Source organism: Streptomyces sp. NPDC046712, assembly GCF_040645695.1.
GTDB lineage: Bacteria > Actinomycetota > Actinomycetes > Streptomycetales > Streptomycetaceae > Streptomyces.
Genome location: NZ_JBEYYW010000027.1, coordinates 1 through 13,318 on the forward strand (window position 1 = coordinate 1; position 13,318 = coordinate 13,318).

Below are 13,318 nucleotides of genomic sequence, written 5' to 3' on the forward strand. Positions count from 1 at the left end.
CTGCCGCCGGCCCCGCGTGGCGTCCCGCAGATCGAGGTCGCGTTCGACATCGACGCCAACGGCATCATGCACGTGACCGCGAAGGACCTGGGCACCGGCCGGGAGCAGAAGATGACCGTCACCGGCGGCTCCTCGCTGCCGAAGACCGACATCGACCGCATGATGCGCGAGGCGGAACAGTACGCGGAGGAGGACCACCGTCGTCGCGAGGCCGCCGAGACCCGCAACCAGGGCGAGCAGCTGGTCTACCAGACGGAGAAGTTCCTCAAGGACAACGAGGACAAGGTCCCGGGCGACGTGAGGACGGAGGTGGAGGAAGCGCTCGCCGAGCTGAAGGAGAAGCTCAAGACCGAATCCACCGACGAGAACAGGACGGCGGAGATCCGTACCGCCACCGAGAAGGTCATGACCGTCTCCCAGAAGCTGGGCCAGGCCATGTACGCCGCAGCCGGGGCCGCGCAGGCCACCGGCGGCGACGCCCCGCAGGACGAGTCCCCGCAGGGCGGGGCCAAGGCCGGCGGAGGTGGCGACGACGAGGTGGTGGACGCCGAGATCGTCGACGACGAGGACGAGCGGAAGGGCGGCGGCTCCTGAGCCGTCCGCCGAAGGACCGTCCCCGCTGTGGGCGGCGGCTCGTCGAGCCGTCCGCCGAAGGGCAGTGCCCGTTGTCGGGCGGCGGCTCCTTGAGCCGTCAGCCGAAGGACAGACCTCGCTCCGCCATGACCTCCTGAAGCACGGTCAGCGCCTTGGGGCCGACGCCGTGCAGCGCCAGGAGTTCGGCCTCGGGCACTCCGGCGAGATCTTCGAGCGTGGTGTACCCGGCGGCGGTGAGCGCACGGGTGGCGGGCGCGCCGATCCCACGCGGAAGGTCCGTGCCCGGTGACTCGTTCGGCTTCGTCATACCGCGATGGTGGCACGAGGGCGGTCAGACCGGCAGCAGCCGGCCGATCAGTTCGCCCAGCTGTCGCGCGTTGCGGCACGGGTGCATCTCGACCAGCTCCGCGTAGGTGAGCGCGACCGAGTCGCCGGTCGACCAGAGTGAGGGCTGCTCGGGATTGAGCCAGTAGATCCGGCGGGCCCGGTCCGCGATGAGCTTCAGCGCCGGAAGGTTCGGGTCGCTCATGTTCGTACGGGCGTCGCCGAGGACGAAGACGGCGGTGCGCGGGCCGACGGCGTCCGCGTACCGTTCGGCGAACTCGCCGAGGGCGGTCCCGTAGTCGCTCTGCCCGTGCCAGCCGGTCAGCTCGGCCTCGTCGATGATGCGCGCGCCGAGGCCCGCCGGATCCGCCGCGCCCCGCGCGATCAGATCGGTCACCTCGTCGACCCGGTTGACGAAGGCGAACACCCGCACCCTGCTGAACTGGTCGTGCAGGGCCTGGACCAGCAGCATGGTGAAGTTCGCGAAGCCGGCGACGGATCCCGACACGTCGCAGAGCAGGACGAGCTCCGGGCGCCCGGGACGGCGGCGCCGCAGCACCGGCCGCATGGGTACGCCTCCGGTCGACAGCGAGCCGCGCAGCGTCCGCCGCAGATCGATCTGCCCGCGCGCGGCGCGCCGCCGCCGGGCCGCGAGGCGGGTGGCGAGCTTCCGCGCCAGTGGCCGTACGGTCGTGCGCAGTTCGTCCAGCTGGGCCCGGCCCGCGAGCAGGAAGTCGACACTGTCCGCCGTGCCGGCCACGGCCCGCCGCGCGACCCGGTCCCGGCCCTGGCGCTCGGCGACCCGTCGGCGTGCCTCGGTCCGTACCCGCTCCCGGAACGCCTCGATGCGCCGCCTGATCTCGTCGTCCGTCAGGCGGTCGGTGAAGTCGGGCCCGTCCGCGGCGGATTCCCGGAGCATCGCCCGCACCCGCGCGAGCAGCGTCTCGGGCCGGAGCCGGGCGAGCGTCTGGTACGAGGACCAGCCGTCCGAGTCCGGTGCGGAGCCGTACCCGCCGAGGCCGCCCACCGCGTCGCCCGCGAGCTGCGTCAGGGCCGGCCGGTCGTCGGCGGCCAGGGCCGCGGCCAGCTGCTCCCGCAGCGCGGCCGTGTCGAACTCCCCGTCGGCGGCCCCTTCCGCCCGCTCAGGGGTGAGCGGAAAGTACAGGTCGAAGACCCGGTCGAAGAGGGCGCGTTGCCCTTCCTTGTGGAGCAGGGTGGCGGCGAGCGCCTCCCGCATCCGGTCCCTGTCGGTGAATCCCACCGCCTCCAGGGCGTGGCCGGCGTCCACGCTCTCGCCCGTACCGATGGAGAGACCGTGGGCCCGCAGCGCGTGCACCAGACCGGTGAGCCGGTCCGGCACGCCCGCCGGTGGCGTGCTCACACCGCGTCCAGGTCGAGCTTGGCCGCCGCCTTCTGGATGTCGTCCTGGTGTTTGAGGATCACGCCCAGGCTGTCGCGCACCACCGTCTCGTCGAGCGTGTCGGCGCCGAGCGCCAGCAGGGTGCGGGCCCAGTCGATCGTCTCGGCGACCGACGGCGCCTTCCGCAGGTCCATCGCGCGCAGCGCGCCGACGACCCGCACCACGGAGGCGGCGAGCGCCTGGTCGAGCCCCGGCACCTTCGCCGTGACGATCCGCCGCTCCAGCTCCTCCTCGGGGAAGCCGATGTGGAGGAAGAGACAGCGGCGGCGCAACGCCTCGGACAGCTCGCGGCCCGCGTTGGAGGTGAGGACGACGAAGGGGCGCCGGGTCGCGGTGATCGTGCCGAGTTCGGGGACGGTGACCTGGAAGTCGCTGAGCACCTCGAGGAGCAGCCCCTCGACCTCGATGTCGGCCTTGTCGGTCTCGTCGATGAGGAGCACCGTCGGGTCGTCGGAGCGGATCGCGGTGAGGAGGGGACGGGGGAGCAGGAACTCCTCGCTGAAGATGTCCGTGCGCGTCTCGTCCCAGGACTCGTCGCGGCCCGCCGTGATGCGCAGCAGCTGCTTGGCGTGGTTCCACTCGTACAGGGCGCGGGACTCGTCGACGCCTTCGTAGCACTGGAGCCGCACGAGCCGGGCGTCGGCGACCCGGGCGACGGCCTTGGCGAGTTCGGTCTTGCCGACCCCTGCCGGGCCTTCGACGAGGAGCGGCTTGCCGAGCCGGTCGGCGAGGAAGACGGTGGTGGCGACGGCGGGCGAGGCCAGATATCCGGTGGCGGCGAGCCGCGCGGCGACATCGTCGACTGACGTGAAGTACCCGGTCGTCATCGGTTGTTCTCCCCGGAGCCGCAGGATTCGTACTGGCCGGTAGCGTCCTGTGTATTCGATCAGCTCAGCCACCGCACCACAACCTTCCGACCGAGATTGCGGCCACGTCGCGCGCCCGCCGGTGAAGGACGTGGCCTGATTACGGAAAGACTTGGCTATGGCATCACGGAATGTGATGGACTCCTGGTCCGGCCGGTGTGGCGCGCGGCCGGGTCGCGCCGCTGGTCCAATGGATGTGTGCGCTGCTCGGGGCCGTAGCGGCGGTGGAGGTGTCTTGTCGGAGCGAGCGGGGGAACAGGCCTCCTTGGTCGAGGAGCATGCGGCGGTCCTGGCCAGGCTGCGGGCCACGACGGACGCCATCGGCGAGATCGGCTCGCGCCCCGACGAGGAGGGCGTCTGTGAGGAACTGGCCACGTTCCTCTGCCGGCACGGGTACGACGCGGCGGCCGTGGACGTCCGGCCCGAGGACGGTCCCGGCTGGGCGCGTGCCGCCGTGGCCGGGGACCCCAAGCTGGTCGACCGGCTGGAGCCGCGGCACGCGAAGGGGGCACCCCGCACCTACGCGGACGTCGCCCCGGGGGGCGTCCCCGTGGTGGTCGTGTCCGCGCCCCTGGAGTGGCAGGGCCGGATCATCGGATCCGTGAGCGCCGTCAGCGCGCGGGCCACCGCCCTCACCGAGCACGAGACGGCCACCGTCCACGACGCCGCACGGCTCGCCGCGGCGCATCTGGGCCACGCCCGCCGGCTCACCGCCACCGAGCGGACCGCCTTCCACCTCCAGCAGGCACTCGTCGCGGAACCGGGCCGCCCGCACCCCAACCTGGAGGTCGCCGGCCGCTATCTGCCGGTCGGCGCCAGGACGTTGGTGGGCGGCGACTGGTTCGAGACCGTAAGGCTCCACTTCGGCCGCAGCCTCCTCGTCGTCGGCGACGTGATGGGTCACGGCCTCGACGCCGCCGTCGACATGAACGCGTACCGGTCGGCCCTGCGGGACGTCGCCTCCACGGACCTGCCGCCCCACCGGGTGCTGCGCCAGCTCGACTCCGTCGTCGCGGACGACGGCGGGCTGCGGCCCGCGACCTGTCTGTTGGTCCAGGTCGACCCGGCGCGCGGCGCGGCCACCTTCGCCAGCGCCGGGCACCTGCCGCCCGTCGTCTTCGCCGCCGACGGCTCCGCCGACCTCGTCGAGCTCCCCGTCGGACCGCCCCTGGGCACGGGCGTCGGCGGGTACGAACCCGTGACCCGCACCCTCGCCCCCTCCGACACCCTCGTGCTCTTCACCGACGGCCTCGTGGAACGGCGCGGCGAGGACATCGACGTCTCGCTCGCCAGGCTGTCCTCGCTCCGTCTGCGCCCCGGCTCCGGCCCCGAGGAGCTCGTGGAGGAGGTCCTCCAGCGACTCGACGCCCTCCATGCCGAGGACGACGTCGCCGTCCTCGCGGCCCGCCTCCGCGAACGCCCCACCCACTAGCCCCTCTCGCAACCCTCCTCGTGGACCGCCGCTCGGCCCGCTGGCGCACGCGGGTCACCCGGACGACCCGGCCCCCTTGCCTCCCTCCCTCGCAGGCCGTCGCATGGAGTCCGGGAGGCGGGTCCACCCGGGCTCGCCCATGGCCGGCGAGCCCTCGCGGGTGCGACGCCGGGCAGGACGAAGGGACCGCTGTGTACGTGCGCACGCTGTATGTGACAGGAGATCCGGCCAAGATCGACGGCGCGGTCGACGCGATCGCGTCCGATGGCCGCGCCATGGTGTCGGAGCAGCCGGGATTCCGGGGTTTCGGGCTGTTCGTCGACCGGGAGCTCGGCAAGCTGCTGACGGGAACCTGGTGGGAGGACGAGAAGTCCCGGAACGACAGTGACGAGCAGCTGCGGGAACGGCGTGCCGCGCTGCTCGCGCCGTTCGCCCAGACCGTGGCCGTCGACAACTGGGAGGCGGCCGTCGTTCGTCCCCCGCAGTCCGTCGGACCCGGGGCGCGGTTCCGGCTCGTGCGGATGGAGCTCGACCCCGCCGACGTGGACCTCCTGGTGGACACCTTCCGGGACGTGGCACTGCCCCGGATCGACGCCATGCCCGGCTTCCTGGGCGGATCCCTGTTCGTCGACCGGGCCAAGGGGCGGGCGAGTGTGGGGGCCATCTGGAGCGACCGTGACGCGCTGGCGGCCTCCCGCAGCGGCGTCGCGGCGATCAGGGGCGAGGCCACCGCGACGGCGCGCGTGACCACGAGGAGCCTCGAGGAGTTCGACGTGGTCTTCGCCGGCGTGAACCCGCCTTCCTGAACCCGGGGCGCCACCCCGCCCGCGCCGCCACCGCCGCGCCCCGACGCGCGCCCCGACGCGCGCGAACGTCCGCCGGAAAGAGGCTCTTTGTGAGACCGCGCGCGCCCTGTGTCACCAGGGGCGGGGCGGTTTCACGCCTCGGCCGGATTCTTTCCGCCGGACGCTTGTGCCGGGCCCTTCGTCCCGGCACGCTCCTGGGTATGAACACAGCCCGGCACGCCGGTGAACGTCTGATGAGTTGGCCTTCGCTGGCCCCCGGCCGCGCCCAGTGCGGCGCCGAGCTCGGACTGCGTACCGCGACGCACGACATCGTGCACTTCCACGGCGAGCACGAGGCCGACGTCCATCTCACCCGCGCCATGATCGCGAAACTGCGCCCCGCCCTGCTGGGCTCGAGCGCCGTGCGACTACGGGCCGGATCGGGCTGGGTGACGGTCCGTCTGGACATGAACTCCGACATCGACCTGCTGGCGACCCTGGTGAGCGCCGCGCTCCAGGCGTCCACCCGAGGTCAGGACACCGCGCCGGACGGCTGCACCCGCACCGGCCTCACACCCGTGCGGCCCTGAGCGCCCCGGCCCTGATCGGCCCCGACCTGAGCACCCCGGCCTGAACGCACCGGCCTGAACGCACCGGCCTGAACGCACCGGCCTGAACGCACCGGCCTGAACGCACCGGCCTGAACGCACCGACCCCGAGCGCCCCCGGCCCTGAGCGCACCCGCGCCGGGGCCGTCGGGGCGGGCCGCGGGCGTCACGCCACAGGGAACAGCATGCAGGTGCTCGTGGCATGACCGAGGAGCCGGTCGGCGGCGTCGTAGAGACCGGCCTCCGCGAGCGCCGTGCGGCGGCCCCGGCTCATGACCGTGCCGACCGCGCGCACCTTCCCCGTGTCCAGCGTGATGGGGCGCAGGAAGCGGGTCGACAGGTCCAGCGAGGTGTACGCCATGCCCTGGGGGAGCGTGGAGTGCACCGCGCACCCCGCGGCCGAGTCCAGCAGCGTCGCGTACACGCCCCCGTGCACACTGCCGATCGGGTTGTAGTGCTCCTCGCCCGGCTCGAAGCCGAACACCGCGCGCCCGTGCTCGACCTCCTCCAACGAGAAGCCCAGCAGGGCGCCGAAGGGCGCGCCGGGCAGCCGGCCGGACGCGATCTCCCGCAGGAAGTCCAGGCCCGCCATCGTCCCCGCCGCGCTCGCGGTGGCCGCGGCGTCCTCCCACTCCACCGTGCGTGACCGCTTCATACCCGTTTCGCTCCTTCGCCCGCCCGCGCCACCTGGCTTCACCACCTGGCTTCGAAGATCGAAGCTAGACCGGCGCTCACCTGACTGTCAACGACGAAGCCAGCTGGTTAGAGTGTGGCGATGAAGTGGCTGGAGACGGACACCGCGAACTGCTCGGTCCGCCGTACGCTCGACGTCGTCGGCGAGAAGTGGTCCCTGCTCATCGTCCGGGACGCGTTCAACGGCGTACGACGGTACGAGGAGTTCCGCCGCCACATCGGGCTGTCCGAGGCCGTCCTCGCCGACCGGCTTCGCAAGCTGACCGCCGCGGGCATCCTGCGCGCCGAGCCCTACCGCGAGCCCGGGACCCGCACCCGCTCCGAGTACCGGCTCACCCCCAAGGGTCGTGATCTGTGGCCCCTCTTGCTCGCCCTCAAGCAGTGGGGCGACGCCCACGCCGCCGACCCGGAAGGTCCCTCGCTCGACATCCGGCACACCGCCTGCGGTGCGCCCGTCCGTGTCGTCGTCGAGTGTCAGGGCGACGAGCGGGCCACCCTCGGTCCACGTGACGTCTCCGTCCGGCCCGGCCCGGGCGCCCGTCCCCTCGCCGACTGAACCCGCCGCGCCGACGCGCGCCCTCCCCGTCGTACACCCCCCGTTCGGCGGCATGACGGAGGTGTCCCGGGCTCCGGCGGGTACTCCCCGTGGCATGCCCCCCACTTCCGGTGCGCCCCACGACGGTGCCCCCACCGAGCACGGCCACTGGTTCCACCGGCTCCATCAGTCAATCCTGACCTCGGTCGTCGGACTCGCCTGGAACCGCGGGCGCGACGTGGAGCTCATGCACCGCGCGATGGGCTTCGCGGCGCTCAGCCTGCTCACCCTCGTCCCGCTGCTCATCGTCGTCGCCGCCGCCGACCTCGCCAGCGGCCAGGGCTTCGCCCGCTGGCTCGTCCAGGGACTCGGCGTCTCCGAGGTCTCACAGGAGGAGGTCGAGGACCTCTTCGGCAAACCGGGAGCGGCGCTGCAGCGGACCACCGCCTTCGGCCTCGCCGCCCTCGCCGCGTTCGGTGTGACCTTCGGATCCGCCGTGCAGACCGGCTACGAACGGGTCTGGGGCCTGCCCACCGCCCGCTGGCACACCATGTGGCGCCACGTCGTCTGGCTGGCGGTCCTCATCGGCGCCCTCCTGCTCTTCGTCGAGGCACCGGAGGAGCGGGAGACCTCCACGGCCATCACCGTGCTCATCGCCGTCACCGACGTCGTCGGCGCCTTCCTGTTCTTCTGGTGGTCGCAGCGCTTCCTGCTGTGCGGGCGCATCCGCTGGCGCGCGCTCGCCCCAGGGGCCGTCTGCACGGCCCTGGGGCTGTTCGGGCTGCGGATCTTCTCCCAGTTCGTCTTCTCCCCGCTGATCGCCTCCAACGCGGTGACGTACGGTCAGTTCGGCACGGTCCTCGTCCTGCAGTCCTGGCTCGTCGGCGTCGGCTTCGTCGTCTACGGCGCCGCCCTCGTGGGGCGCCTGATCCACGAACACCTGGTCCGGCGCCGGATCGACCACCTGCCGGCCGAGTTGCCCGACGACATCGAGTGACGTCGCGGCTCACTGGTCCCGAAGGTGGACGGCCGTCACCGTGATCACGGCCGCCACGAGTGCCCACGCCCCGTAGACGCACCACGCCCCGCCGAGCGACCAGGGGTAGAGGGTCTCGTACTGGCCGGCCTGCACCAGGCGCATCCACGCCTCGTACGGCAGCGTGTGGGCGAGCACGGCCGACCAGTGCCGCTGGTCGCTGACGACAAGGGGCAGCACCAGCAGCACCACCACGCTCGCCACGATCGTCGACGCGCTGTGCCGCAGCACCGTGCCGATCGCCATGCCCACGAGCGCCGACAACGGCGCCAGCAGCGCGGACGCCACGACGAGGCGCAGTGCGCCCGGCTCGCCGATCGAGACGCCGGCCCCGCGTGCCGACAGGACGGCCTGCGTCAGCGCGAAGGAGGCGCCGGCGACCATCGCGCCGCAGACGGTGGTCACGCCCGCGACCACGACCACCTTGGCCGCCATCACCGACCTGCGCGCCGGGACGGCGGCGAAGGTCGTACGGATCATCCCCGTGCTGTACTCGCCGACGACCGCGAGGGCGCCGATGGCGCTGAAACAGAGTATGAGGATCATGCCGGCGTTCGTGGTGAACGCGTCCCACAGCGCCATCTTCTGCTCGATGAACTGGGCCTGGTGCTCACGGTCGAACGTCGGCCAGTAGCGGTAGTGGTCGTACGCGATGCCCACGTTGAAGGCGATGACGACCAGCTCGGCGCCGAGGAGGGACCACGGGGTCGAGCGCAGCGACCACAGCTTGATCCACTCGGATGCGAGCAGATCCCGGAAACGGGCCCGCGGCTCCCCGACCGCGAGCTCGGCGGACGTGCGGGCGGTGGCGAGCGAGGTCATCGGGATTCTCCTGCGAGGTATTCGACGCTGTCGGCGGTGAGTTCCATGAACGCCTCCTCCAGCGAGGAGGTACGGGTGGTCAGCTCGTGCAGCAGGAAGCGATGGCGGAGGGCCAGTTCACCGATGCGGGCCGCCGGAAGCCCGGACACGGTCAGCAGGTCACCGCCCCGCGCCTCGACCGACGCCCCCTCGGCGACCAGCACCTCCCCGAGCGCGGCGGAGTCCGGGGTCGCCACCGAAACCGTCAGCCGCGTGCCACGGGCCGAGAACGCGGCCAGGCTCTCCGCCGCGATCAGCTCACCCCGGCCGACGACCACCAGATCGTCCGCCGTGTTCTCCATCTCCGACATCAGATGGCTGGAGACGAACACCGTGCGGCCCTCGGCGGCCAGCCGCCGGAACAGCCCGCGCACCCACTTCACGCCCTCCGGGTCGAGCCCGTTCAGCGGCTCGTCGAACAGCAGCACCGGCGGGTCGCCGAGCAACGCGGCCCCGATCCCGAGCCGCTGGAGCATCCCGAGGGAGAACCCGCCCACCCGGCGCTTCGCCGCGCCGGTGAGGCCGACCTCCTCCAGGACCTCGTCGACCCGGGAGAGCGGGATGCGGTTGCCGCGGGCGAGCAGGGCCAGATGGGCCCGCGCGGTCCGTCCGCCGTGCACATCGCCCGCGTCGAGCAGCGCACCGACGTGCCGCAGTCCGCGTGGGAGCTGCCGGAACGGGCGGCCGTCGACGGTGACGGATCCGCTCGTCGGCGCGTGCAGACCGAGGATCATCCGAAGCGTGGTGCTCTTGCCCGCGCCGTTGGGGCCGAGGAAGCCGGTGACGCGACCGGGCCGTACGGAGAACGTGAGCCCGTCGACGGCGGTCGTGGCGCCGTAGCGCTTGGTGAGTTCGTTGACTTCGATCACGGCGACCACGGTGCCTGGGGCGGCCCCAGCGCGTCGTCGGACCGGAGGCGACAGCCGACGCCGGCACCTGTCGGCCTGGGGTGTACACCCCAGGTCCGATGTCCCCCGGACATCGCGCGCCTAGGATCGTGATCATGCCGGTCACCGCGCCCCCGCCCCTGGTCAAACGCGCATCGCCCGCCGTCTGGACGGTCGTCGCCTGGTGCGCGGGCGCGGTGTTCACCTTTCTCATCCGGATGCGGTTGCCAGGGGAGGACGAACCCGCCGTTCAGGTCGGGGTCCTGTACACCCGCTGGGACGGCATCCTGTTCCTGGTGGTGGCCTCCGCGCTGGTACTCGTCGGTGCCCGGCGGCTGCGTGGCCGGCCGCTGACCGCCCTCGGCCTGTTGCTCCTCGCCTCGGTGACCGCGACGATCCCGTTGGGCGTCGGGGAGATCCCCCTCGCCCAGTTCCTCGCCGTCGAGGTGGCGCTGTACACCATCGCCGCCGGCCGCCCACGGCGCACCGGGATCATCGCGCTCGCTCTCGCGCTCGGCGTGCTCGTCGGCTTTCTCGGCTTCCGCTTGGCGAAGGGCTGGAGTGTCGGCACGTCGGCGGAGATCGCGGTGGCCCTCACGGCCTGCGTCGCCTGGCTCCTCGGGCGCTCGGCCCACCAGGCACGCGCGGCGCGCGACCATGCGGCCGTGCAGGCCGCGGCCAAGGCCGTCACCGACGAACGGCTGCGGATCGCCCGCGAGATGCACGACATGGTGGCCCACTCCATCGGAGTCATCGCCCTCCAGGCCGGCGCCGCGGCACGGGTCGTCGACACCCAGCCGGCCGGTGCCCGCGAGGCGATGATCGCCGTGGAGCAGGCGAGCCGGGAGACCCTGTCCGGCCTTCGCCGGATGCTCGGGGCGCTGCGCCAGCACGAGCAGCCGGACGGCTCCGCACTGAAGCCGGCCGTCGGACTCGCGGACGTCGAGGCGCTCGCCGCCACGACGACGGCAGCCGGCGTCCGCGTGGACGTGCTCTGGCGCGGTGAACGGCGCCCGCTGCCCCCGGACATCGACCTCTCGGCGTTCCGCATCATTCAGGAGTCCGTCACCAACGTGGTCCGCCACGCGGCCGCCGACTCCTGCCGCGTGACCGTCGACGCCCAGGAGGACGAGCTGCTCATCGAGGTCGTCGACGACGGGAGGGGCGAAGACCCGGGCGCCCGCCCCGGCTACGGACTCGTCGGCATGCGCGAGCGGGTCGCCCTGCTCCACGGCGAGTTCTCCGCCGCCCCACGCCCGGAAGGCGGCTTCCGGGTCACCGCCCGCCTCCCCGTCCCGACAGGAGTCCGATGACCGGCCCGGCCGACGTCGTCCGTATCGTCCTCACCGACGACCAGCCCCTCATCCGCACCGCGCTGCGGATGGTCATCGCCGAGGCCCCCGACCTCGACGTCGTCGGCGAGGCCGGCAACGGCGCCGAAGCGGTCGACCTGGCCGAGACCCTCCGCCCCGACGTGATCGTGATGGACCTCCGTATGCCCGGGATGGACGGCATCGAGGCCACCCGCAGGATCATGGCGGACCAGGGGACCCGGATCCTCGTCCTCACCACGTTCGACGACGACGACTACGTCTACGGTGCGCTGCGCGCCGGGGCAAGCGGCTTCCTCGTCAAGGACATGGGCCTGGACGACATCCTCGCCGCGATCCGCGTCGTCGCCGCCGGGGACGCCCTGATAGCGCCGAGCGTCACCCGCCGTCTCATCCAGGACTTCGCGGGCCGCCCCGCGTCCGGCCCGCCGCGACGGGGCGAACTCGGCTCCATCACCGAGCGGGAACGCGAGGTGCTGACCCTCATCGGCAGCGGACTGTCCAACACCGAGATCGCCGAACGGCTCGTCATCAGCGTCGCCACCGCCAAGACCTACGTGACCCGGCTGCTCGCCAAACTCGACGCCCGCGACCGGGTCCAGCTCGTCATCATCGCGTACGAGACGGGCCTGGTGACCCCGTGATCACACGATCCGGTGACGCACCGGCGGGGCGCCGGACGTGCGCACCGCGCCCGGTTGGATGGAGGTGATCAACCCCGCCCGTCGAAAGAGAGCTGCCCCCATGGCGAACACCTGGCTGCCGCCCGCCGAGTACATCGCGACGCTGCCGAGGGCGACGGCGTACGCCTGCCTGTACTTCACCGACACCGCCGGCCGGCCGTTCCAGTTGCGCGCCACGTACCGCACCGAGCTGTGGCAGTGGCCGGGCGGCAACATGGACCCGGGCGAGACCCCGTGGCAGACGGCCGTACGCGAGTGCCACGAGGAGACGGGGATCGTCTTCGAGGGCGAGCCGCGGCTCCTCGGCACCCACTTCGTGTCCGCCCGCGGTGAGGAGTGGCCGGCCAATCACATCGGATTCATCTTCGACGGCGGCGTCCTGACGGACGAGCAGCTCGCCGGTGTCGTCCTCGACCCGGAGGAGCACAGCGAGTTCCGGCTGCGAACCCTTGCCGAGTGGCGGCGGGAGATGACGCCCGGGAACTTCGCCCGGCTCGCCGAGATCGACCGCGCCCGCCGTTCCGGCACCACCGTGTACGTGGAGACGGACGCCGGCATCTGAGCCGCACGGCGGGGGCCGTCACCGGGACGGCCCCCGCCCGGGGTCCTCCTTCAGGCCCGGCAGCCGACCGGGTGGTTGATGTCGAGCACGAAGCGCTCGGGGGAGTGGAGCGTGAAGGTCTTGTAGCTGGGCTTGGTGTCGAAGGCCGCCCCGATGGTCACCACACCCTCGAAGTCGCCGGTCAGGGCGACACCCTTGAGCATGGGCAGATAGATCTTCAGGAGCCGGGGGCCCTGGTAGACGGACCGGCCGGACTCGTCGTGTGCGGCGGCGGGGGAGAGCCTGATCTCCAGGAAGTACTTCCCGGCGAGCGGAACCCGCTGGCCCGAGCCGTCGTAGTGCAGTGCGGCGACCGGCGTCACCGTGACCGGGGGCATCGCGCCCCGGACATCGATGACCAGCCGGTCGAACGAGGCGTGCCCGCCCCAGCGGGCGTTGACCACCAGGGCGGTCGAGGGCGGCGTCGTCGCCCCGGACCGTTCCGTGGAGGCGCCGGCGGGGATCGTGGCACCGATCCCGGCGGCGAGAAGAATGCCGGCGGCCACAGCCGCGAGGCTCTGACGGTGAAGCATGACGTCCCCCAATTCCTGCTGCTCCGGGGACAGTGGTGTCACTAAGAGAGACATCCACCACAACCATACGGTTCCAGCTGTTTTGCGGGGAATTCTGGGGAGATGCGCGCCGCGTTCCGAGCGTCTGGG

General features: G+C 72.4%; 16 protein-coding genes. 9 read left to right on the top strand and 7 right to left on the bottom strand.

Annotated features, from left to right (window positions below; genetic code table 11):
• A partial coding sequence (locus ABZ939_RS28855) for an Hsp70 family protein (protein WP_361861330.1) occupies window positions 1–594 on the top strand: 594 nt, incomplete at its 5' end.
• A gap of 97 nt (window positions 595–691) precedes the next feature.
• On the opposite strand, the gene ABZ939_RS28860 is transcribed toward ABZ939_RS28855, so the two are convergent.
• Genes ABZ939_RS28860 through ABZ939_RS28870 form a run of 3 tightly spaced genes read right to left on the bottom strand, consistent with a single transcriptional unit; the run spans window position 692 to window position 3,165 of the window.
• Window positions 692–901 (bottom strand): DNA-binding protein, encoded by a 210-nt coding sequence (locus ABZ939_RS28860; RefSeq protein ID WP_361861333.1) that lies wholly within the window; start codon window positions 899–901, stop codon window positions 692–694.
• Window positions 902–925: 24 nt separating this feature from the next.
• The gene (locus ABZ939_RS28865; protein WP_361861336.1) at window positions 926–2,299 is read right to left on the bottom strand and encodes a VWA domain-containing protein; all 1,374 of its coding nucleotides are present in this window, start codon (window positions 2,297–2,299) and stop codon (window positions 926–928) included.
• Window positions 2,296–3,165 (bottom strand): MoxR family ATPase, encoded by an 870-nt coding sequence (locus tag ABZ939_RS28870; RefSeq protein ID WP_361861339.1) that lies wholly within the window; start codon window positions 3,163–3,165, stop codon window positions 2,296–2,298. Before ABZ939_RS28870 ends, ABZ939_RS28865 begins: the two co-directional genes overlap by 4 nt.
• Window positions 3,166–3,469: 304 nt before the next feature.
• Between ABZ939_RS28870 and ABZ939_RS28875 the strand changes: the two genes are divergently transcribed.
• The 3 genes from ABZ939_RS28875 to ABZ939_RS28885 all read left to right on the top strand — a co-directional run bounded on the left by ABZ939_RS28875 (window position 3,470) and on the right by ABZ939_RS28885 (window position 6,011).
• Window positions 3,470–4,636 carry a PP2C family protein-serine/threonine phosphatase gene (locus tag ABZ939_RS28875; protein ID WP_361861341.1) on the top strand — a complete coding sequence of 389 codons (1,167 nt, stop codon included), beginning with the start codon at window positions 3,470–3,472 and terminating at the stop codon, window positions 4,634–4,636.
• Window positions 4,637–4,833: 197 nt separating this feature from the next.
• Window positions 4,834–5,442, top strand: coding sequence for a hypothetical protein (locus tag ABZ939_RS28880; RefSeq protein ID WP_361861344.1), 609 nt, complete (start codon window positions 4,834–4,836; stop codon window positions 5,440–5,442).
• 200 nt (window positions 5,443–5,642) lie between these two features.
• Entirely contained in the window at window positions 5,643–6,011 is a 369-nt protein-coding gene (locus ABZ939_RS28885) for a luciferase family protein (RefSeq protein ID WP_361861347.1), read from the top strand.
• 184 nt (window positions 6,012–6,195) lie between these two features.
• On the opposite strand, the gene ABZ939_RS28890 is transcribed toward ABZ939_RS28885, so the two are convergent.
• Entirely contained in the window at window positions 6,196–6,684 is a 489-nt protein-coding gene (locus tag ABZ939_RS28890; RefSeq protein ID WP_361861350.1) for a PaaI family thioesterase, read from the bottom strand.
• Window positions 6,685–6,804: 120 nt separating this feature from the next.
• Between ABZ939_RS28890 and ABZ939_RS28895 the strand changes: the two genes are divergently transcribed.
• Both ABZ939_RS28895 and ABZ939_RS28900 read left to right on the top strand, forming a co-directional pair.
• Window positions 6,805–7,278, top strand: coding sequence for a helix-turn-helix domain-containing protein (locus ABZ939_RS28895; RefSeq protein ID WP_361861352.1), 474 nt, complete (start codon window positions 6,805–6,807; stop codon window positions 7,276–7,278).
• A gap of 94 nt (window positions 7,279–7,372) precedes the next feature.
• Complete coding sequence (locus ABZ939_RS28900; RefSeq protein WP_361861355.1) at window positions 7,373–8,254, top strand: YhjD/YihY/BrkB family envelope integrity protein; 882 nt, start codon at window positions 7,373–7,375, stop codon at window positions 8,252–8,254.
• A gap of 9 nt (window positions 8,255–8,263) precedes the next feature.
• Here the strand turns inward: ABZ939_RS28900 and ABZ939_RS28905 are convergent, their stop codons facing one another.
• Window positions 8,264–9,115, bottom strand: coding sequence for an ABC transporter permease (locus ABZ939_RS28905; protein ID WP_361861358.1), 852 nt, complete (start codon window positions 9,113–9,115; stop codon window positions 8,264–8,266).
• The gene (locus ABZ939_RS28910; RefSeq protein ID WP_361861361.1) at window positions 9,112–10,023 is read right to left on the bottom strand and encodes an ATP-binding cassette domain-containing protein; all 912 of its coding nucleotides are present in this window, start codon (window positions 10,021–10,023) and stop codon (window positions 9,112–9,114) included. Before ABZ939_RS28910 ends, ABZ939_RS28905 begins: the two co-directional genes overlap by 4 nt.
• A gap of 134 nt (window positions 10,024–10,157) precedes the next feature.
• Between ABZ939_RS28910 and ABZ939_RS28915 the strand changes: the two genes are divergently transcribed.
• The 3 genes from ABZ939_RS28915 to ABZ939_RS28925 all read left to right on the top strand — a co-directional run bounded on the left by ABZ939_RS28915 (window position 10,158) and on the right by ABZ939_RS28925 (window position 12,617).
• Window positions 10,158–11,354 carry a sensor histidine kinase gene (locus tag ABZ939_RS28915; RefSeq protein WP_361861364.1) on the top strand — a complete coding sequence of 399 codons (1,197 nt, stop codon included), beginning with the start codon at window positions 10,158–10,160 and terminating at the stop codon, window positions 11,352–11,354.
• Window positions 11,351–12,016, top strand: coding sequence for a response regulator transcription factor (locus ABZ939_RS28920; RefSeq protein ID WP_361861367.1), 666 nt, complete (start codon window positions 11,351–11,353; stop codon window positions 12,014–12,016). Before ABZ939_RS28915 ends, ABZ939_RS28920 begins: the two co-directional genes overlap by 4 nt.
• 100 nt (window positions 12,017–12,116) lie before the next feature.
• Window positions 12,117–12,617, top strand: coding sequence for an NUDIX hydrolase (locus tag ABZ939_RS28925; protein ID WP_361861370.1), 501 nt, complete (start codon window positions 12,117–12,119; stop codon window positions 12,615–12,617).
• Window positions 12,618–12,667: 50 nt separating this feature from the next.
• On the opposite strand, the gene ABZ939_RS28930 is transcribed toward ABZ939_RS28925, so the two are convergent.
• Entirely contained in the window at window positions 12,668–13,189 is a 522-nt protein-coding gene (locus tag ABZ939_RS28930) for a hypothetical protein (protein WP_361861373.1), read from the bottom strand.
• Window positions 13,190–13,318: the final 129 nt, after the last annotated feature.